Source organism: Flavobacterium rhamnosiphilum (assembly GCF_004349195.1).
GTDB lineage: Bacteria > Bacteroidota > Bacteroidia > Flavobacteriales > Flavobacteriaceae > Flavobacterium > Flavobacterium rhamnosiphilum.
This window is the reverse complement of sequence record NZ_SMLG01000005.1, coordinates 150,924-173,105: the sequence shown is the minus strand read 5'-3', so window position 1 is coordinate 173,105 and position 22,182 is coordinate 150,924. Positions and strand designations below refer to the sequence as shown.

The following is a 22,182-nucleotide window of genomic DNA, read 5'->3' as shown; positions in this document are numbered from 1 at the left end:
TTATGCAGCTAGTTTGAATTATGCAACGGTTAACCAAAGTAAACAATGTAGTAATAGGGACAAACAAGGGTTTTTTTTTGAAATTCAAGTATCAGATGGACTCAATAATCTTAAGTAATTCTTCTTTTGTTATGCCTAATTTGATTTGAAGTTTACCGATCATTTCCTCTTTCTTACCTTCTGTAAAAAGTAAATCATTTTCGGTCAAAGCTGCAAATTTTTGTTTTAATTTTCCTTTTTGCTCTTCCCAATTTCCTGTTAGTTCTATTGAATTCATTTTTTTTTATGTATTGTATGCGAAATAGTTTTCACTTTACAAAGTTGGTGTGTTTAGGGATTAAATCGGTTATATAACTTTTGGAATAAGTTGTTTTATTCACTGATTTTATAAAAATTAACAGAATTCCTGGAAAAAAGACTAGTAGACTAAAAAAAACATTTTTCAAGACATCGAAAATCAATACTTAATTTACGGATTAATTAGGAAGTCTTGTTATGATTTGGGATGTATTTTTTTAACATGTTTTCTAATGATTCGTAATAATCCGTTAGCGCTTTACTGTTTATTTCAGGATTTGAAATGTCCGGAATAGTTACGGGCATCTCTAATAAATATTTAGATAATTCAGGATAGTCATTCCGTATATTCATTGTAATTTTAAGAATAGCTTCATTGAGTTCTTTTTCGGTTTTCATGTTGAATTAAAATTGAGATTATTTAGATTGGTATTTTTATTTGAACCTAAAAAAATAAAATCATTAAAAACATCGTAATATTGAATGATGTTTTTAATGATTTTAGATTGATCAGGTTGTATGTAAATGCTGTTTTTTAGTTAAAAACCAACAGTTTAAACAATCCTCTTATAATAAAATAAAAGCTCCTATATCAGTTGTAATACCGGCTGTAACTACTATGTCAGTTTTTGTTACAGGCAATAACGGTAGAGCAGGAGTGATGGTAATGGTATAAGTTCCTGGAGGAAGTCCCATTACTAAGAAATCACCGTTTTCATTTACATTGCTCGTATAGCTCACAGCTGTTGATGAAGTTGCTTCAACTACCGCCATTGTTCCTATTGGAGTAATTTTACCTTTTATAGAACCGCTAATTGCTTTTTCTATTGTTCGGATAACCGGTTTCAATTGATACCCGCCATTTCCTAATTTAACAACTGATTTATTGGCATCAAAATCCAAAAGAACAGTGTACAATATCCCTTCTTGAAGTGTTTGGTTAACTTGAAGTTTTAATCCGCTTTGTTCCGCACTTGGAGTACTCAAAGGATAACTCACGCCATCAAGAACAACTGTATTATCAGCACCTAGAATAAGTCTAATTTGTTTTACTGAGGATATTTCTAGTGAATCAGTTGCAATTAATGTATCGACACCATTAGAAAATTCAAGTAAGTTATAAATACCTTTTTCTACATTTAGTGCTACAGTTTTGCCATCTGCACCAATAACTTCTACACCTTGGATGTCTACATTCACTTCATCATATGGTCCCGGAGCGTCAGTCAATCTCACAGCATATGGGTAACTCGCATTGGTATCATCATCGTTACATGAATAGATTAATAATCCAAGCATGATGAAAGACAGAATAAATTTCATTTTTTTCATTTTCATTTTAATTTAGGGGTTCAAAATATTTATAGTTTTGTAAAGATAATGCCGGCTTTAAAAGAGAGTGTTATAGAACTTTGCCATAAAGTTATAGGATTCACACTTTTGATATAAAAACAATAAGGCTTTTCGTAGATTATTGGCTGTTACTGTTTTGAGAGTAATAAGTTTGCCGTTTCAGAAAGTTTTTATTGAGGATTATTTTATGGTATCAAATTTCACACCTATGTTTAATTCCTTTTTCATTTCCATTTCTTCCTGATCTTCCAGATCCTCTAGTTTTTTATCTTCTGCTTTTTTCTTTTTGTTGAAATAACCTCTCAACAGAAAATTATGTTTTGCAGCTTCTATAACTTCATTAAGGCCTTCTGTTCCTGTTTTTACATTTGTTAAGGTAGAGTCAATCATTCGACCCATTTTTTCATCACTTACTAATTTTGACAGCGCTCCTTTTCCATTATTCATTTTGATTGTGAATTTTTCGAATTCACTTGAACTTTTTTCAAGATTAGAAACCATATTTTTTATACTGTTTCCAAATTCCTCATCGGAGACTAATTTAGACAAAGCTCCATTTCCATTATTCATGCTGTAACTGAATTGGGCAAGTTGAGCTGTAATTACACCTGCATTATCAACACTTTTTTTAACACTAACCATCAAATCATCCATTTCTATAGCTTGCTTTGAAGCAATATTATCATTGTCTTCTACAATGATATTAGAGTTTTTTCCTGAGGATATTGTGAGTACTTTATCGCCCATTAAACCATCTGAATTGATACTTGCAATAGCGTCTTTTTTTATGTATTTACGGACTTCTTCTTTTATGACTAATTTGATAACCACTGAGGTGTCCGTAAGAAATTCAATCTCTTCCACTGTACCGATATTGATACCGGAAAAACGAACATTATTGCCTACTTCAAGTCCGTTCACCGAATTAAATTTTGAATTTAATTCAAATGTAGCACCAAATAGATTTTTCTGTTTTCCAACAAAATAAATTGTTGTAACAAAAAGTACCAACCCTATAATTACAAACATTCCTAATTTCCATTGGTATCCAGATTCTTTATTCATTTTTTCTTTCTTTATTGGTTATAGGAAAAAAGAACGAACCCATTCGTCGTCGCTTTTTTCTAATTCTTCATAAGTTCCTTCGGCATGTATTATACCGTCTTTTAAAATCACCAGTCGATCAGCGGTGTGTTTTGCACAAGCCATGTCATGAGTAATAATAATGGAAGAGGTTTTATGTTTTTTTTGGATTTCTAACAATAATTCGCTGATTTCTCTTGACGTTATAGTGTCTAATCCGGTGGTAGGTTCATCATATAATACTATTTCGGGTTTCAGAATAAGAGTTCTGGCAAGTCCTATCCTTTTTCGCATTCCTCCTGATAATTCCGAAGGCATTTTATCAATTACTTCACTCAAACCGACACTTTCTAAAACTTCTTTAATTTGATTTTCTACCTCTTCAGCAGATAAATCTTTAGCATGTCTTTTTAAGGTAAATCCAAGGTTTTCTCTAACACTCATGGAATCATACAAAGCGGCATTTTGAAAAAGAAAACCAATTCGAACTCTAATTTTGTTAAGCTCATTAGTATCCAGTTTAGTGATATCTGTACCCAGTACTTTTATTTCGCCTTTATCAGCTATTACTAAACCAACTAAACATTTTATTGCTATTGATTTGCCAGAACCTGATTTTCCCAATACCACTAGGTTTTCGCCTTTTTTTACAGAGAAAGTAACTCCTTTTAAAACTTCATTATTCCCGAAGGATTTATAAAGTTTTTTTATTTCTATAACTGGAGCATTCGTTTTAGAAATAGGAGCAGGAGCTATTATTGTTTTTTCTTGTATCATTTTAGAAAAATAAATCGGTTAATTGTACGGCAAGCATATCAATAATAAATATTGTAAGCGATGCAGTCACTACGGCAGAGTTAGCGGCTTTTCCAACACTTTCGGTTCCATTAACGGCATTAAAACCTTTGTAGCAACCAATCATTCCAATAAAGAAACCAAAGAAAAAGGTTTTTATAGTCGCCGGAAAAATATCTAAAAATGTAATGGATTCTAAAACTTGAGAGATATAACGGTATAAATTAACATCACTATGAATATTTATACCTACATATCCTCCGATAATACCAATACCATCAGCATAAATCACTAAAAGCGGAATCATAAGCGTAGTGGCCAAAATCCTTGTAACGACTAAATATTTATATGGATTTATGGCCGAAACCTCCATCGCATCTATTTGTTCTGTGACTTTCATGGAACCTAACTCAGCACCAATACCGGATGAAACTTTACCGGCACAAATCAAAGCGGTAATTACGGGGGCAATTTCCCTGATTAGAGAAAGAGCAACCATACTTGGTAACCAGGATTCTGCACCAAACTTGGCCAATGTAGGTCTTGATTGCAACGTAAGCACTAATCCCATTATGAAGCCTGTTATGGTTACTAATGGCAAAGATTTATACCCAATAACATAACATTGTTTTATGAATTCCTTGATTTCATAAGGAGGCTTAATCACTTCTTTAAAAAAACGCATTGCAAATAATGTAATCTTGCCTACATCATTAAAAGTTTCTTTCAAATAGATGATTATACTTTCTTTTTTGGCTGTTACTATATTATTCATTTATTATTGTGTTTTTTATGGACGCGAATTAATCCGTTACATAAAGTAAATCAGAGAAGAAAATATTTTGTTTAAGACAACATTAAATCTCCCAGTTTTTTGACTTTATCATGATGTGCAGTTAATAAAACTTGTTGTGATTTAAGCATAATAAGGAGTTCAGCGGTAAGATGATCAAAATTTTCTGCCAAGGTGTCTTTATAGTTTTTTATGGCTACGAATTCTTTGTATTCAAGAGTATTCAAAATATCTTCTCGGTCTTTATCGATAAGACTTGCTTTGAAATTAATCCAAAGCCGCACCAAAAAAATATTTTTTTTCATTACATCAACAGGAATTCCACCCATTTTTTGAACTTCTTCTGCCAATTCTGATTTAAAAATTTTGCTTGTTTCTTGGAATTCAGAAAACAAATCTTTTAAATCGCTTTCTTCAGTAATTATTGTTGCAGTTTCATAAACCTGAATTCTATCATTATTGATTTCAATAAGATTATTTAATACCACGATTGATTTCTCTTTATTCATCTTATTCTTTTTTAACAGTAACTAAACAATATTTTATTTAAAATAATCTGCTTTACAAAATTCATTATAATTGCAGGTAAATGTGTTATATAACTATTATTTAAAGTTGCATTATTCACACATTCAGTGGATTAGTATTTTTGCATCAGAATTAGGCTTCTTTTTTGCTTGCTACTATCAAAACGATACCTCCCACAGCGAGTACAATTCCTATAATTGGAGACCATTTTATGGGATGATTAACTTCTTTGTTGATTTGAATTGGGCCAATGTCAACCACTTTTTCAGTTGTCACATAATTAAAACTGTTATACAGCAACATAATTATTCCTAAAATAATCATAACGATTCCTATAGTTCTTATTTTCATTTTTAAAGTTTTTAAGTTGATATATAATTTGAGGAAGTTTTGAATTAAGCTCTTGAAAAGTATTCTTTCACAAAAGTATGTTGCTGATTTTGTGTCATTTTATCGGTATCTTTAATCTCGAATTTAATTTTTAAAAAACGGATGTCTTCACTCAAAAGATCAAAAAGTTCTATTTTTGCATTCGTTGGTCCAAAGAGAATTACGCGTTTGTAATTTTTTATCGTTTCTCCAATTTTTTTATAGTAATCAAAGAGTTGTTTTTTCTCTTTACTGAAATTTGAGTTTTCGGATTTTGCTAAACTTGCAATTTTTTCTTGGTTGCTAAGTTTAGATTCGATAGTTTCTATTTCAAAATGCTTAGTGGTAAATTCCATTAAATGGGCCATGGAATGATCCATCCAAATGCCTAATTTTTTTGTTGTTTTCATAGTTATTTTTTAGTGTTGTGTGATGTAACTGTTTTTATAATTAATTACAACTATTTAAAGTTCAGTTTTTTAATCTAAAAAAATGTTATGTTACTTTAGGTAAAGATTATATAATTTACATGTTTTAAATTGGATAGTGAATCAACTTAATTTGAATAACGATTGAAATAATACGTTCTTAACGAGCATTAATTATAATACTAAAAAAGGCTATTGCAAAAACAATAGCCCTTAACCAAACAAGAAAACCAACCTAATTTTAATATTTTTGTATGTCCACCTTTGTTATAGATTTATCTTCTTCTATTTTTTTTGGAGTTATTTTGCCAACTCTACAATGACTTTTAGAAGCTGAATAAACTTCGTTTTCTGAATTTTCCATCTGTTTATGTTTTTTATTATTCTAAATATCGTCTTAGTGTCCAAGCCATTGTTTCGTGTGCTTCCATCAAACCCGTAAGGAAATCAGCCGTTCCGGCATCTTTATTTTCTTCCGCGCTTAGGTCAACATCTTTTCTCAAATGAATAATAACGGTTTCATGATCTTCTAATAATTCTTTAACCATATCTTTTTGAGATGGATAATGATTAGGCGATTCTTTGATTATAGTCAAATCTGAAAACTCTTTCATTGTTCCAATAGTTTTTCCTCCTAATTTGCTGATGCGTTCTGCAATTTCATCGATTGAAGCTTCCAGTTGCGTATATTGGCTTTCAAATAATTTGTGAAATTCCATAAAACTTTCGCCGGAAACATTCCAATGAAATTTTCGTAATTTAACATACAGTGTCATTTCATTCGCTAAAATTGAGGACAGGATAGAAATGCTATTTTTTAAATGCTCTTGTGTAATTCCAATTTGTAATTTCATATTTTCTGTATTTTTTTATTTAATTGGTGCTACTTTTTTAATGACTTCATACAAGTTTTTTTTTGGAATTATTTAAACGGTATGCAACAAGTAAGAAAGTATCCTATTATTACAAAGGTCATTTTATTCCTTTCTTAAAGTATTATAAAATTGTGAAAATAAGTTACATGATTCACACCTTGAAGTAGTGTAGAAATTATAGAATCAATGTTTTAGTTTATTTGGGAAGTTTTTTAAAATGCAGTTTTAAGCAATTGAAACTTCTTTTGCCAGATAAATTTCCTGTACAGTATTTATAAGTTTTACGCCTTCGCCAAAGGGACGTTGGAAAGCTTTTCTACCCATAATCATTCCTGCACCACCAGCTCGTTTGTTTATAACGGCTGTTTTTATGGCTTCGGCTAAATCAGTTTCGCCTTTTGATTCGCCTCCTGAATTAATCATGCTGATACGTCCGGAGAAACAATTCATTACCTGATAGCGGCATAAGTCTATGGGATGATCGCTGGCTAATTTGGTATACATATCTGGATTTGATTTGGCAAATTTTATCGAAGTAAAACCACCGTTATGTGTCGGTAGCTTTTGTTTAATAATATCTGCCTGAATAGAAACCCCTAAATAATTGGCTTGACCGGTAATATCAGCTGCTGTATTGTAATCCATGCCATCTTTTATAAATGCATCATTTCTGGAATAACACCAAAGAATGGTAGCCATACCTAAATTATGCGCTTCCTCAAAAGCCTTTGCCACTGCTATGATTTGCCTGTCCGATTCGGCGGAACCAAAGTAAACAGTCGCGCCCACGGCTACAGCACCCATATTCCAAGCGTCTCGAACACTCCCAAACATAATTTGATCGTATTTGTTGGGATAGGTCAGGAGTTCATTGTGGTTAATCTTCACTACAAACGGAATTTTATGGGCATATTTTCTGGATAACATTGCAAGTCCTCCCATTGTAGAAGCTACAGCGTTACAACCTGCCTCAATGGCTAATTTTGCAATATTTTCAGGATCGAAATAAATTGGATTTGGAGAAAAGGAACTTCCCGCAGTATGCTCAATGCCTTGATCTACGGGTAAAATAGAAATATAGCCAGTATCCGAAAGCCGGCCATGATGATACAACTGCGCTAAACTCCGAATCGTTTGCCCATTCCGATTGCTTTGTAAAAAAACAGTATCTATATGTGATGGATTGGGCAAATGAATTTGATTTTTCGAAATTGATTTACAGACGTGATTCAATAAAGAGTCTTTTTCATCGCCTAATAAAGCTAATAATTGGGCTATATCTTTCATTTTAACTTTGATTTGAATGATTGTATCCTTTTTAGAAACTATTAGAAAATTCTTTTTTTCGAAAGTATATTTGATTTTTTATTGAAAGTAATCTTCAATTTTATCTCGAAGATTTCATATTGCCTCCTGTTTTAAATTTTTCCGGAAATTGTTTAATGATACCATTAGCAAGCATATCTGACATTTCTAGAATTTCATTATGTACTTTATCATAAGCAATAACATCAGCATCGTAATTCTTTTTGATGCGTTGTACTGCTTCATTCGTAGTTAGTTTGAGGTGATCGTTCATCATCATTTTCATATCTTTTAAAGCCCATTTAGGATTTGCTTTGCAGAGAAATTCAGATATCTCGTCAGCGTTGGCATACCATTTTTTATTTGCTTTATTAAGTGCAACAGTATTACCGGCTTCTGCCGCGTTGACTACATCCGCAGCGATGATAATATGTTCTTTCAGTAATTTTGTCAATTTATTTCCGGCTGCTTCTCCGTAAAATGGTTTGATGGCGTTACCAATGTCAACCTGGTTTTGAAGTAGTCGTTTTATTGCTTGATCCGTTCCGGGAAGTTCGTCAACAAGACACAAAATTACATTACGAGTCCATGTAACATGATCTTCCCAAAGCTTGCGCATGTTGGTTTTGAGTGCTGCAGCACTTACTGTCGAAACTGTCTTTTTACTTTCCATTTTCATTTGACCGAAGGAAGGACTGGAAATTAGTACCGCAATCATCACTGTGATTACAGAAAAAAATGTCGTTGCTTTTTTCATTTTGGATGGTTTTTATAGATTTATTTTTTGTTAAACAATAAAAAAATACTGTTTAACGAACACTTCTGCAACGGTATCTTTCTCAAAAGGGAAATGATTAAACCGCTGCAATAATTTGATGTAATTCTTTTTTATTTTACCAATGCTTGATTTTGGGGTTTTTCAAGCACTTTTCCTTTTTTGTCTTCTTTAAATATCAGGCCATTGTCTATTAAGACTATAGATGTCTGTTTGAGTTTAGCGCTCTGCTCATTCCCGTTTCTGTAGTTTTTATTTTTTTGAAGAATAAATTTACGAAATAAATTTAATATTATAGAGGTAAGTATTTTATTTTAAGATGGTTATGTGTGATTTTAAAAAATGTACATCATAAATGATATTCTATGATTCGTCTTTTGTTGTACGAACTAGGCTGATTCCTGAAACAAAGAAAATAATGCCAAGTACACCGTAAATAATTAACGATTTAATATCTGTCATGTCGCCAGAGGTTCCAGCAAATAATACTGCAGTATAAATAAGACCACCTATTCCAAGTGCAGTAAGTAATGCTCCAAAGATTCTTTTAAGATTCATAATTTTATTTTTTAAAGATTGATAGTGTAATTTATTTTCATGTTAAACTTTCAAAGTCTACTTGATAAAACGAGAAATACTTTGAATTAATTATTTTCAAATGGTTATTTTTGAATTAATTACAAAACAAATGTATTTTGATTTGACTTTAAAAATGTTACATAATTGCCAATAAAAGTTACATCATTCACACACTTTAAAAAATGGGAATCTAATATTTAGAACCAAATGTTACATTAAAAATAATTGAGAATTGCTAAATTCCTTTTGAGGTTCAGTTAAATAGGATTTTATTTTGTTAGCTCAACAATTTTGGTGAATAATAATTTTTCATCGATGGGTTTAGCTATATAATCATTCATTCCTACAGCTTTACATTTTTCCAAATCAACTGTTGTAACATCAGCTGTCAAAGCAATGATTGGGATTTTTAAATTCATAGTGTTACGAATGTATTCTGTGGTTTCAAATCCATTCATTACTGGCATTTGCAAGTCCATTAAAATAATATCATACGATTTTACCAGCAGCTTTTCAATGGCAATCTTTCCATTGTCAGCAATATCACGTTCAAATCCGAAATCATCCAATATTGTTTTCATCAAGAGTTGATTGAGTTTCATATCTTCTACAACCAATATTTTTATATTTTTTACTTCTGTATCTACTACTTTTAGGGTAGTTTCTAATTCAGTATCTATTTTTGTTTTTTGAAAAGGCAAAGTAAAACTAAATGTAGAACCTTCATTAATTTTGCTTTTGACACGAATACTTCCTCCTTGCGATGTGACCAGTTGCTTAACAATGGCAAGCCCTAAACCGGTCCCTCCATATAGACTTGAAGTTCCGTTGGCAGCCTGTTGAAAGTTTTCAAATATTAAATCGATATTATCCTTTGGAATACCAATTCCACTATCTGTAATTGCAAATTCAATAATTACTTTTTCTTCATCTTCAAACAATAAACTGGTGCTAACCATAATTTTACCCTGAGAAGTAAATTTCACGGCATTGCTTACTAAATTTAAAATAATCTGGTGCAATCTAATAGGATCTCCTAAAAGTACAGCAGGTATTTTTTGGTCATAATTTGTAACTAATTTTAAATTTTTTTCTTGAATTTTTGTCTCAAATAATTGAAGCATTGAAGTTATAGAAACTTCCATTTTAAATGGTTTTTGTTCAAAAGTCATTTTACCTGCATCAACTTTTGCTAAATCAAGTATGTCATTAATCAATGCAATTAATGTATCACCACTCATTTTTATTGCATTTAAATATTCTTTTTGTTTATCAGATAAATCGGTTTTTAAGATCACTCTGGTAAATCCAATGATGGCATTCATTGGAGTCCGGATTTCGTGACTCATATTTGACAAAAATTGTTGTTTTGCTTTCATCGCATCTTCAGCAATTCTTGTGGCATCTTCTGCTTTACTTTTAGCTTCTTCAGCTATCAAAGTTGCCAATTCTGCAAATACTTTTGATTCTATTAATTCGGATTCAATTCTTTTTTGATCCGTTACATCTCGGGCAACAATAACTACACCGAGAACGTTTCCGCTATCATCCTTGTAAACTGATCCGTTTAATAATACGTCAGTAAGTTTGCCATTTTTGTGAAGTAGCTTGAGTGGAGAATTAGTAATAAGGCCTTTAGCAAATACTTCCTGATAAATAGCTCGGGCCTTTTCAGGTTCAGTAAAATATCCAAAGAAATCAGATCCTTTTAATTTTTCACGGGATATGCCAGTGATATTTACTGTAGCTCGATTCATATCTGTAATCTTTCCTTCATTACTTATTGTCATTAAAGGGTCGAGACTAGCTTCAATAAGATTAAGGAAATATTTTTCTTTGAGATAATAGCGAGAACGGTCCGTAATATCTTCTATAGCAAGAAGAATTAATTGTTCACTATTTGTTTTTTGAATAATCAAATGAGCATTGAGCAACATTATTCTTTCCCCAATTCCAGAAAAAGTGTGCGTTACTTCAAAATTTTCGAAACTGCTATTTTTCGAAAGTATTTCATTTAGAACTTCACGGAGTTTTATAATGTTCCATTGTTTATTTCCTAAATCAAATAGTAATTTCCCTTCCGTTTCGTCTTTATCAACCAGAAATTTTTTGTAAAAAGATTTATTAGCTGAGATTACATGAAAATTTTTATTCAGAATAAGCATAGGCTCATGTATGGTAGCAATAATGGCTTCAGAATACTCATGTGATTCTATTAATAAATCATGTCGCATTTGTAATTCTTGATTGGTCGAAATAAGCTCTTCATTAGTGGCTTCAATTTCTTCTTTTGAGGTCTCCAGTTCTTCATTCAAGGTTTGGAATTCTTCATTTGAGGAAACTATCTCCTCATTTGCAGCCTGTAATTCCTCATAAATAGTTTCTTGCGATTCAATGATAGTAATCATTTCTGTGCGGGTAGTATTTAACTCCTCGGTCAGTTTTTTTATTTTTATGTCTTTTAGTGTCGTATTATTTTTTTTATCGGAATCACTTTCGATAAATTTTTCTATCTGTTCTTGAGGTTTAAAAACAATAAGCAGCAAGGGTTCGTCCCATTCAATTTTAAGGGGGCAAACTTCAAAAGACATCAATCTTAAAACGGAGTCTATTTTTATTTCAATGCCTGATTTGTATACGGAATGTTTCGTTTCTATTACTTTATTAATCGCATTGCGAAGTTCAAAAGCAAATTCTGGCCGTGCCATTTTTAAAATATTAAGGCTGGCTTTACCTGAAGCATGCTCAAGATAGGAAGAAACGGGACCTCTAAACTGCAAGATTTCCATGTCTTTATTAACTACCGCACATGCAGGCATATAATTAGAAAGAAGCGTTGAATCAATAGCGTTTTCTAAACTTTCTTGATTCACACTTATATTTTTAGAGGTAGTGTTTGTTTTTTTACTGGACATATTAGTACGCGTAAAACGAGGTGTTAATTCAAGTATCTTTCTCACTCCCAAATTAATTTTTCGAGAATAGATTTTAAATTTATTATTTATTAGAGTGAAAAGTAGAGATGATGTTCCTATACTTTCTGCTTTACCAAGCATTAAAAATCCACCATCATTCAATGCAAAATGTAGGGATGCGAAGACTTTTTTTTGTGCAGCTGAATCAAAATAAATAAGAAGATTACAGCAGCTAACAAAATCCATCCGTGAAAAAGGAGGATCACGTAAAATATTGTGAGGGGCAAATATGCACATTTCACGAAGTTCTTTTACAATACGATAATTATCACCCTCTTTAGTAAAAAAACGGGACAAATATTTTTTGGGAATGGCATCGATATCACTTTGCGAATATTCTCCTATACGAGCATCCCTTATTGCTTCTTCGCTTAGGTCAGTTGCAAAAATCTGGACAGGTATTTTATTCGTTTTATCATTCTGTAATTCGGCAATAATCATTGCAATAGAATAGGCTTCTTGTCCTGTGGAGCAGGCGGGAACCCATATTCTCAATGTTTCTTCGGAAGATTTACTGTTTAAAAGTTTTGGAAAAAGATTCGTTTTTAAAAATTTGAAGGTTTCGGTTTCTCTAAAAAAACTGGTTACATTAATCAGTAAGTCAGTATAAAGAATTTCAATTTCATTATTTTTTTTAAGTAAAAGTTTTACATATTCTTCTATTGTTTTTATTCCATATTGCTGCATTTTGTGGCTTACTCGTCTCTTAATGGTGGGCATTTTATAATGACTAAAATCCACACCGGTTTGTTTGAGTAAAAGTTCAAAAATGGTATTTAAATCATAGTTGTTATTTTCAACAGCAATTTCTTTCTTTTTATCTTTTTGTTTGACATCATTTTCAAGAATATCATTTTTGCTAATCTGGACTAATTTATCGGCAATTTTTTCAGGTGATAAAATAAAGTCTACCACTCCTGATGCAATAGCAGATTTAGGCATACTGCTGGCTTGAGCCGTTTCGTCTTGTGCAAAGGTTATTCCTCCAGCATCTTTAATCGCTTTGAGCCCAATCATACCATCACTGGCATAACCCGAAAGTACTATCCCGATAACATTTTTTTTGTGAGTTTCAGCCAGTGAGGAAAAAAGAAAGTCTATGGTGAGGTTAGGAATGTTTTTTTTAATAAGTGGAAGCAATTGAATGTGGCCGTTAATTACTTCAATTACTTTATTAGGAGGAATTATATATATATTATTGGGCTCCATTTTTTCCATATTATCAATTTCCTGCACTTTCATTTTAGTAATCTTAGAAAGAATTGAAGTCAGTAAACTTTTATGGTCAGGACTTAGGTGTTGGACATAAATATATGCCATACCAGTATCTGGAGGTAATTTTTTTAATAAAAGGCTAAAAGCTTCCAGTCCTCCCGCTGAGGCACCTATTGCTACAACCGTAAAAGATTTTTTTGTTGCTTCTTTTTCGGGTATCAATTTTTTAGGAGAGGACTTTTGAACTAATTTCATTTTTTAGTTTTGTATTTTTAATTCATAGTTTGATGATGACCTATGAAATGTTGTCTAAACTGTTATACTTTGTCACTCTTGAAAACTTCGATTTGAAAATAAAATCAAATTTGAACGCATTGTGTTCCCGAATATTTAATATAAAGATTCAGGTAATACTTTTAGAGATTTAATAAATTATGGCTTTTACAATATAAAAACAAGTAATTAGGAATGGAATTTACATCCTGTCCATATACCAACTTAATTCTTTTTCCATTTTTTGATATTTAAAAATGGTGGTGATTATTTTTTGCAAGCGAACAAAAGCAGTTTCACTTTTCACTACATAATCAAATGCTTTATGATGCATACAGTTTATAGCTACTTCAATTTTATCTTGTGAAGACAGCATTACAACTGGAATTTCTGGATTGAACGCTTTTATTTTATCTAATGTTTCAATTCCGTTCATAGCATTTTCTACAATACCATCAAGTTGATAGTCTAAAATTACTACATCTGGATTATTTGATATATTGTCTATACAGAGTTCTCCTGTAGCATAAGTTTCAACGGTAAAATCTGCATTCTCTAAAAATTCAATTTCTAAAGATTTTAAAAATAACGCATCATCATCTACCAGGAAAATTTTTATTTTATTTTCGTTTTTTGTCATTATGTATTTTTAATTAAGTTAAGTTCTTCTTCTAATTCAATGCAAGCTTGCAAACAAATTTCCTCAAGTTGTAGTACTAAGTCATCTATTCCTTCTGATTTTTCTTGTGCAGTTGCAAATTCCTGAATTTTTTTTGCAATATTTTCAAAATTAGTGCTGATACCCATTATTGAAAAAGACGGAATCATTTTATGTGCTGCAGCTCCTAATAATGGCCAATTTTTTTCCTCTAAACTTTGTTTTATAGTATTAATTAAAGAAGGTGTTTGGGATAAATACAGCGATATCATTTCCATCATTAATGTTGGATTCGATTTAGTTCTCTGATTTAAATAAACCAAGTCAATACATTTTATTTTTTTCTGGGTATTATTATCTTCTAAATTTTCATTAAGCTTTGTCGTAAGTTTTGCCAGTTTAGGCTTTTTTAATATCCCAACAATTTTACTGTATAACAGCCTTTCGTCAACAGGTTTTGCAATATAATCATTCATTCCTACCGCCTTGCATTTAGCTAAATCAACAGTTGTGACATCAGCAGTTAAGGCAATAATTGGAATTTTTGATTTCATCGTATTGCGAATGTATTCTGTAGCTTCAAATCCATTCATTTCAGGCATTTGTAAGTCCATTAGAATGATATCATAGTCATTTTCTTTTAGTTTTTCGACAGCAATCTTACCATTTTCGGCAATATCTCTGGTAAATCCAAAATCATCTAACAATGTTTTCATTAGCAATTGATTAAGAGGGATATCCTCTACAACCAATACTTTAATATTTTTTATTTCAGTATCCAATTCCATCATTTCATTTTCTAATTCTGCATCGGCATTTGTTTTTTGAAAACTTAATGTAAAACTAAATGTAGAACCTTCGTCAACGATACTTTTTACACGAATACTTCCACCTTGGGGTTCTACTAATTGTTTTACAATGGCCAGACCTAATCCTGTTCCTCCATACAATCTGGATGTACCGCTGGAAGCTTGTTGAAAATTTTCAAATATTTTTCCTATTTTTTCTTTGGATATACCAATTCCCGTATCAGTCACTGCAAATTCAATAATTACTTTATCGTCATCCTCGTGTAATAAATGAACACTTACCGTAATTTTTCCTATTGTTGTGAATTTTACGGCATTACTGACCAGGTTTAAAATAATTTGATGCAAACGAACGGGATCACCTATAAGAACATCAGGAATATTGTCGTCATATTCCTTAACTAATCTTAAATTTTTTTCTTGAATTTTTGTTTCAAATAAATGGAGCATCGCTGATATGGAAGATTTCATTTTGAAAGGTGTTTTTTCAAATGTCATCTTACCCGCATCTACTTTTGCCAAATCGAGTATGTCGTTTATGAGTACGATTAAAGCGTCACCACTCATTTTAATTGCGTTTAAATATTCTTTTTGTTTTGCTGTCAAATCTGTTTTTAAAACCACTTTTGTAAATCCGATAATAGCATTCATCGGTGTACGAATTTCATGGCTCATATTCGACAAAAATTGTTGCTTTGCTTTTACTGCATTTTCCGCTATGATAGTTGCATTTTCCGCATTTATTTTAGCTTCTTCAGCAATTCCGGTGGCTAACTCTGCAAAAACTCTTGCTTCAATCAACTCATCAGCAATTATTTTTTGCTCCGTTACATCCCTTGCCACAATTACAACACCGAGCACATTTCCTCGGTCATCTTTATAAACGGAACCATTGAATAATACATCTGTTAGTTTACCGTCTTTATGGCGAAGTGTAAGAGGGGAATCTGCAACAGAACCTTTTTTAAACACTTCCTGATATACTTCACGGGCTTTTTGTTGTTCGGTAAAATAATCGAAGAAATCAGAATCTGTAAGTTCTTCCCGAGTCATACCCGTAATGTTTACCAATGCCTCATTCATATCCGTAATTTTTCCATTGGTATTTATAGTTACTAATGGATCCCGACTTGCTTCAATCAAACTAAGAGAATATTGCGACGCTAATTTAGCGGTATAGCTAAGTTCTTCCAGTTCTTTATTTGCAATTTCCCGTTTTTCTTTTTCTTTATTTTGAAATATAAGTTCTTTGTTGGCAATGATTAATTCGTTAGCTCGTTTTTCTTTTTCATCATTTTGATAGGCCAATTCTTTATTGGCAATGACTAATTCAGCTGCCCGTTTTTCTTTTACCTTGTTTTGAAAAGCAAGTTCCTCATTTGCAATAACTAATTCAGCTGCTCTCTTTTCTTTCTCATCATTTTGATAGGCCAATTCTTTATTTGCAATGACTAATTCAGCAGCCCGTTTTTCTTTTTCATCATTTTGAAATAGTAACTCTTTATTTGCAATAATTAATTCGGCTGCCCGTTTTTCTTTTTCATCATTCTGATACGCCAATTCTTCATTGGCAATGACTAATTCAGCAGCCCGTTTTTCTTTTTCATCATTTTGAAATAGTAACTCTTTATTAGCAATAATTAATTCGTCTGCTCTTTTTTCTTTCTCATCATTTTGAAAAGCAAGCTCTTCATTAGCAATGACTAATTCGGCTGCTCTTTTTTCTTTCTCATTGTTTTGATGTGCCAGTTCTGTGTTCGCAATTCGTAAATCTAAAGCCCATTTTTGTTCGGCAATATCTCGGGCAACAAGTACTACTCCTAGCACATTTGACATATGATCTTTGTAAACGGAACCATTGAACAATATATCTGTCAATTTCCCGTCTTTATGTTTAAGTGTCAGCGGAGAATCACAAACAGAACCTTGTTCAAACACCTCCTGATATACTTCACGTGCTTTTTGTTTTTCGGTAAAATAATTGAAAAAATCAGAATCTATTAAACGATCTCGATTGAGTCCCGTAATATTTACTGTTGCTTGATTTACATCCGTAATTTTCCCTTCCGTATTTATTGTAATTAAGGGATCTAAACTAGCTTCAATTAAACTTCTGGCGTATTGTGATTCTTGAGTTTTTATGATTTCTATTTTTATTTATAAAATTTATATAAATTGGTAGTCTCGAATTTTACTAATTTCCAATATCTTCAATCGGATTGCGTCTTTTATCTTTTAATTGCTTAAAATGGGAAGGAGAGAGGCCGGTAACTTTTTTGAATTGACTTGATAAATGAGCAACGCTACTGTAATTCATTTTCCAGGCAATTTCAGTGATGTTCAATTCTCCATAAATAATCAGTTCTTTTATGCGCTCTGTTTTATGGGAAATTATAAATTGTTCGATAGTAGTACCTTGTACTTCCGAAAATAAATTGGATAAGTACGTGTAATCGTGATTTAATTGTTGACTCAAATAATCAGAAAAATTGATTTTTATATTTTCAGTTGAATGGTGAACCATCTGAATAATCACATTTTTTATTTTCTCGATGAGCATGGCTTTTTTATCATCCATCAATTCAAGTCCGGAGTCTAAAAGTGCAATTTTCAATCGTTGTCTCTGATCCATAGAAATGTTTTCCATGATTTCAACTTCGCCTAAATCAACAACAATGAAGTGTAGTCCAAGTTTTTTTAATTCCTCTTTTACCGCCATTTTACAGCGATTACTGACCATGTATTTTATGTATAGTTTCAAATTATTTTTTTTAACAGATTATGTAAAAATCGAATAAACTTTATCAAAAAAACTTATATAACTAAAAAAAAAACTTATATAATTCACACATTATTAATTTTAATATATCTCTAATAATGTAGTTTTCGAAGAAAAAATAGGCAATTAAAAAAGAACCGCTTTTAAAGCAGTTTCACTTAATCACTGTTCTTATGTGCATAAATTTACAAATAAACAGCGAGAAAGAAAGGTGATTTGAGTTTTAATAAAAAGAGCAGTATTGTGGAATTGTAATAATCTTGAAATATGAGGAACAAATTACTACATACAAAACATTAAAAAAAATGTTTTTGATTTATGAATTCAGTTCTATTATTTGAAATTATTTCATCGAGAATGGAGTTGCCCAATCCAATGATTTAATAGACGAAACTTTGTTTTCTTGATTCATTGAAACCCGAAGTTCCTTGTTAGCTACTTTCTTTGAATACTGTGCTTTATAACGGTAAATAGTTGACTTGTCAAAATTGTCTTTATAAATTTCAACTAATTGTAGGTCTATAAAAGTCCCATAATATTGACGAAATCGTGTACATGTTTTTGTCAGTCTTTCCTCGGTTGTGTTTTTAATGACAGAAGCTGTTGCTTCACTTTCGTTAAAAGGTTTAAACTTAGAAGTATTGCAGGTCATTAGAACTCTCTTCCCTAATTCGTAGGCTTTGTTTTTTTGAGATTCACTGACTTCAGAAAACAGTAGTTTTACGATTTTAGCTTCTTCTGGCTCTGTAACAACAGTTTTAGATTTGCAACCGACTAGCAAAACAATGCTTAAAATGATAATTATCTTTCTCATAATTTATGTAATTTTTAATAATAAGTTCGGATCTGGACAGTTTTCTAAATAATGATCCAAATCGCTTTTGCTGCAAACTCCCGGATAATCTCCAAAATTATTTTCGATGTTTTTTATAATCTGAAAATGTAAATGTGGTGCATAATCCCCATTAACGGATGCATCACCCAAAGTGGCTATTTGCTGCCCTTTTTTGACAACGTCTCCAATTTCAATTTCAGTGATACTTTCTAACGAAAGATGTCCGTATAAAGTATAAAAAGCCTGATTTTCTATTTTGTGTTCTAAGATAATAGTTGGACCATAATCACCCACACCAGTATTGTAATTAAAACTATGTATAAATCCATCAAGTGCTGCTAATACTGGAGTTTCGGCTTTAATCCATAAATCTAAACCAATATGGATATTTCTTTCTTCCGTTTTAGATCCGTTAAAAATTTCACTTCTTTTATACAAATCTCTAACTTCATTGTAACCTCCAAAAGCCACTTTGGCATTACTTTCAGCTAAATGGTTTTCGATGTGTTTTTCAAAATCGGCTGCATTATCTACATTCTGTTTTCTAAAAGCTTCATTTGTAATGGATAAATCCAATGGAGTATATTGGCTATAATCAATTGATTCGGCTATCACTTTTACATTTTGTATGTCTTTTAAGATAGTTTCCAGTACTGTCATATTTTTGTAAATTTTTATAAATTCTAAATTTAAAATAAAATAGGCCAACATAAAGAATTTAGAGTAGCATTATAACTTTTAATTGTGAAAATGAGTTTTTTTTAATTGTTCAAATTATAAACAATGTAAGGAATGATTATACTCATTTTGGAATTTCAATAAGAGAAAACCCTGTTACCGGAAAAAATAGTACACCATTATTTTTGCTAAAATATAATTTTGATTCACAATAAAAAAAGCCAGACAAAAATGAATTTTGTCTGGCTTTTTTAATTATTTATGATGTTTTAATACAAACTTGGATATTTCGAAGGGTTAACCTCATGCATCATTCCGTATACTTTTTCAAAAATATCTTCTGCAGAAGGTTTTGAGAAGTAATCACCATCTGTACCATAAGCAGGTCGGTGTGCTTTTGCTGTTAAGGTTTGCGGTTTACTGTCTAAATAGTTATAGGCGTCTTGTTGCTCAATAATTTGTTGCAAAATATAAGCCGAAGCTCCACCTGGAACATCTTCGTCAATCACTAAAAGACGGTTTGTTTTGGCAATACTTTTTACAACATCTTGATTCACATCAAATGGAAGTAACGATTGCAAATCGATAATCTCGCAATCAATACCTACTTCCAGAAGCTCATTTGCTGCTTGTTGAACTAATCGCAACGTAGAACCATAGGAAACGAGTGTGATGTCAGTTCCTTTTTTCAACGTTTCCACAACCCCAATTGGAGTTTTGAATTCTCCGTAGTTTAAAGGCATTTTTTCTTTCAATCGGTATCCATTCAAGCATTCGATTACTAAAGCTGGTTCGTCACATTCTAACAAACTGTTATAAAAACCGGCTGCTTGTGTCATGTTTCTTGGAACCAACACATGAATTCCTCGTATGGCGTTTATGATCATTCCCATAGGTGAACCGGAATGCCAGATTCCTTCTAAACGGTGACCACGTGTACGTATAATTAAAGGGGCTTTTTGTTTTCCAACAGTTCGGTATCGCAACGTAGCCAAGTCATCACTCATGATTTGAATGGCATATAATAAGTAATCCAAATATTGAATTTCGGCAATAGGGCGTAAACCTCTTAATGCCATTCCTATACCTTGACCTAATATGGTTGCTTCACGTATTCCAACATCGGCAACACGCAGCTCTCCATATTTTTCCTGCATTCCTTCTAAACCTTGATTCACATCTCCGATGGCTCCGGCATCTTCACCAAAAATCAATGTTTCAGGATATTTTGTAAAAATGGCATCAAAGTTATCACGTAAAATCATGCGACCATCCGTATCTTCTTTAGCATCTTCAGGATATACCGGTAAAACTTTTTCTACAGAAAATACATTTAAATCTGTTTCTGAAAATAAGTTGCTGCTAAAATTCTTTTGAGTTTTAGTAGTATATGATGTTATCCAATGCGACAATTCTTCTTTACTATTTTCATTCAGTATTAAACGCAATACTTTTCGGGCGGTAACCAGAATTTCCTTTTTCAAAGGTGATTTAATACTACTTAAATCAGATGTGAATTGTAAAATTATGTCTTTGTTTTTACTGGTTTCAGCAATTTTTTGTAATAAAGTGACAAGTTCTTTTTGCTCTTCAACGATAGGTTCAATAAATGCATTCCAAGCCGCTTTTTTGCCTTCTAAAACATCTTTTTTGGCTTGAGCATCAATCGCTTCAATATCTTCTGGCGAAGCAATATTGATGGCAATCATCCATAATTTCATTTGACGGATACAATCAAAATCTTTTTCCCATGCCAAACGATTTGCATCTTTATACCTTTCATGGGAACCTGAACTGGAATGTCCTTGTGGTTGCGTCAATTCATTTACGTGAATCAGGACAGGAATGTGATTTTCTCGGGCAATATCAGCTGCTTTTTCATACGTAGCAATCAAGTCAGCATAATCCCAACCTTTTACTTTTAGTATTTCAAAACCGTTCGTATTTTTTTCTTTTTGGTATCCTTTTAAAATCTCAGAAATATTTTCTTTGGTAGTTTGGTGTTTTGCATGGACAGAAATTCCATATTCATCATCCCAAACACTCATAACCATAGGTACTTGTAATACACCTGCAGCATTTATGGTTTCAAAAAATAAACCTTCAGATGTGCTTGCATTTCCTATCGTTCCCCATGCAATTTCATTTCCTTCATTAGAGAAATTAGCCGCATTTGGTATTCCGGAAACTTGTCTGTATATTTTTGAAGCCTGAGCGAGTCCTAATAATCGAGGCATTTGCCCGGCTGTAGGAGAAATATCAGCACTTGAATTTTTTTGTTTTGTTAAATCTTTCCAAGAACCGTCTTCATTTAAACTATGCGTGGCAAAGTGGCCTCCCATTTGTCTTCCTGCTGACATGGGATCTTGTTCAATATCAGTGTGACCGTATAATCCGGCAAAGAATTGTTGGATAGTCAATTCGCCAATGGCCATCATAAAAGTCTGATCGCGATAATATCCAGAACGGAAGTCTCCATTTTTGAAGGCTTTCGCCATCGCTAGTTGCGGAACTTCTTTTCCATCACCAAAAATGCCAAATTTAGCCTTTCCAGTCAATACTTCTTTACGTCCTAAAAGACTGCATTCTCGGCTTGTTATAGCTAATTTGTAGTCATTCAACACCTCGATTTTGAAATCTTCAAATGTCAATGTAGTATTGGTTTTTTCTTTTATCATAATTGAAAAGTATAACTTTATGGGACAAATTTACTTAAAAACTAGCTATTTTCATAGTTCATTGAAAAAATAAAATTAAATTATTTCGATTTATTCTAATAA

At 32.0% G+C, this 22,182-nt stretch carries 20 protein-coding genes and 1 pseudogene; all 21 read right to left on the bottom strand.

The window, feature by feature from the left end; translation table 11 throughout:
• Nucleotides 1-91 precede the first annotated feature (91 nt).
• Complete coding sequence (locus tag E0I26_RS08625) at nt 92-277, bottom strand: CsbD family protein (protein WP_131916085.1); 186 nt, start codon at nt 275-277, stop codon at nt 92-94.
• A 203-nt stretch (nt 278-480) separates the two neighbouring features.
• The gene (locus E0I26_RS08620) at nt 481-696 is read right to left on the bottom strand and encodes a hypothetical protein (protein WP_131916084.1); all 216 of its coding nucleotides are present in this window, start codon (nt 694-696) and stop codon (nt 481-483) included.
• Nucleotides 697-864: 168 nt separating this feature from the next.
• On the bottom strand, nt 865-1,629 hold the full coding sequence (locus tag E0I26_RS08615; protein WP_165929430.1) for a DUF4382 domain-containing protein: 765 nt from the start codon (nt 1,627-1,629) through the stop codon (nt 865-867).
• A 201-nt stretch (nt 1,630-1,830) separates the two neighbouring features.
• Entirely contained in the window at nt 1,831-2,715 is an 885-nt protein-coding gene (locus tag E0I26_RS08610; protein WP_131916082.1) for an MlaD family protein, read from the bottom strand.
• A gap of 18 nt (nt 2,716-2,733) precedes the next feature.
• Nucleotides 2,734-3,510: an ABC transporter ATP-binding protein gene (locus E0I26_RS08605; protein WP_131916081.1), complete on the bottom strand. Its 777-nt coding sequence runs from the start codon at nt 3,508-3,510 to the stop codon at nt 2,734-2,736.
• Between the two features lies 1 nt (nt 3,511).
• Nucleotides 3,512-4,270: an MlaE family ABC transporter permease gene (locus tag E0I26_RS08600; protein ID WP_131916182.1), complete on the bottom strand. Its 759-nt coding sequence runs from the start codon at nt 4,268-4,270 to the stop codon at nt 3,512-3,514.
• Nucleotides 4,271-4,374: 104 nt separating this feature from the next.
• Nucleotides 4,375-4,830 carry a PA2169 family four-helix-bundle protein gene (locus E0I26_RS08595; protein ID WP_131916080.1) on the bottom strand — a complete coding sequence of 152 codons (456 nt, stop codon included), beginning with the start codon at nt 4,828-4,830 and terminating at the stop codon, nt 4,375-4,377.
• A gap of 151 nt (nt 4,831-4,981) precedes the next feature.
• The gene (locus E0I26_RS08590) at nt 4,982-5,200 is read right to left on the bottom strand and encodes a YidH family protein (RefSeq protein WP_131916079.1); all 219 of its coding nucleotides are present in this window, start codon (nt 5,198-5,200) and stop codon (nt 4,982-4,984) included.
• Between the two features lie 44 nt (nt 5,201-5,244).
• Nucleotides 5,245-5,628 carry a hypothetical protein gene (locus E0I26_RS08585; RefSeq protein ID WP_131916078.1) on the bottom strand — a complete coding sequence of 128 codons (384 nt, stop codon included), beginning with the start codon at nt 5,626-5,628 and terminating at the stop codon, nt 5,245-5,247.
• Between the two features lie 259 nt (nt 5,629-5,887).
• Entirely contained in the window at nt 5,888-6,010 is a 123-nt protein-coding gene (locus tag E0I26_RS16670; protein WP_262712052.1) for a hypothetical protein, read from the bottom strand.
• A gap of 16 nt (nt 6,011-6,026) precedes the next feature.
• Nucleotides 6,027-6,500 carry a Dps family protein gene (locus E0I26_RS08580; protein ID WP_131916077.1) on the bottom strand — a complete coding sequence of 158 codons (474 nt, stop codon included), beginning with the start codon at nt 6,498-6,500 and terminating at the stop codon, nt 6,027-6,029.
• 246 nt (nt 6,501-6,746) lie between these two features.
• Nucleotides 6,747-7,808 carry a class I fructose-bisphosphate aldolase gene (locus E0I26_RS08575; RefSeq protein ID WP_131916076.1) on the bottom strand — a complete coding sequence of 354 codons (1,062 nt, stop codon included), beginning with the start codon at nt 7,806-7,808 and terminating at the stop codon, nt 6,747-6,749.
• Nucleotides 7,809-7,908: 100 nt separating this feature from the next.
• Complete coding sequence (locus tag E0I26_RS08570; protein ID WP_205728786.1) at nt 7,909-8,583, bottom strand: hypothetical protein; 675 nt, start codon at nt 8,581-8,583, stop codon at nt 7,909-7,911.
• A 381-nt stretch (nt 8,584-8,964) separates the two neighbouring features.
• Nucleotides 8,965-9,159 (bottom strand): hypothetical protein, encoded by a 195-nt coding sequence (locus E0I26_RS08565; RefSeq protein ID WP_131916075.1) that lies wholly within the window; start codon nt 9,157-9,159, stop codon nt 8,965-8,967.
• 290 nt (nt 9,160-9,449) lie between these two features.
• Nucleotides 9,450-13,625: a CheR family methyltransferase gene (locus E0I26_RS08560; RefSeq protein ID WP_131916074.1), complete on the bottom strand. Its 4,176-nt coding sequence runs from the start codon at nt 13,623-13,625 to the stop codon at nt 9,450-9,452.
• 220 nt (nt 13,626-13,845) lie between these two features.
• Nucleotides 13,846-14,283 carry a response regulator gene (locus tag E0I26_RS08555; RefSeq protein ID WP_131916073.1) on the bottom strand — a complete coding sequence of 146 codons (438 nt, stop codon included), beginning with the start codon at nt 14,281-14,283 and terminating at the stop codon, nt 13,846-13,848.
• Nucleotides 14,283-17,237 (bottom strand): annotated as a pseudogene (locus tag E0I26_RS08550) (PAS domain S-box protein); the annotation flags it as partial. The pseudogene E0I26_RS08550 and the gene E0I26_RS08555, both read right to left, overlap by 1 nt.
• A 67-nt stretch (nt 17,238-17,304) precedes the next feature.
• On the bottom strand, nt 17,305-17,850 hold the full coding sequence (locus tag E0I26_RS08545) for a helix-turn-helix domain-containing protein (protein ID WP_131916179.1): 546 nt from the start codon (nt 17,848-17,850) through the stop codon (nt 17,305-17,307).
• A gap of 382 nt (nt 17,851-18,232) precedes the next feature.
• Nucleotides 18,233-18,703, bottom strand: a complete 471-nt coding sequence (locus E0I26_RS08540) for a hypothetical protein (RefSeq protein WP_131916072.1) — start codon at nt 18,701-18,703, stop codon at nt 18,233-18,235.
• 3 nt (nt 18,704-18,706) lie between these two features.
• Entirely contained in the window at nt 18,707-19,384 is a 678-nt protein-coding gene (locus tag E0I26_RS08535; RefSeq protein ID WP_131916071.1) for a peptidoglycan DD-metalloendopeptidase family protein, read from the bottom strand.
• Between the two features lie 287 nt (nt 19,385-19,671).
• The gene (locus E0I26_RS08530) at nt 19,672-22,080 is read right to left on the bottom strand and encodes an alpha-ketoacid dehydrogenase subunit alpha/beta (protein ID WP_131916070.1); all 2,409 of its coding nucleotides are present in this window, start codon (nt 22,078-22,080) and stop codon (nt 19,672-19,674) included.
• Between the last annotated feature and the right edge of the window lie 102 nt (nt 22,081-22,182).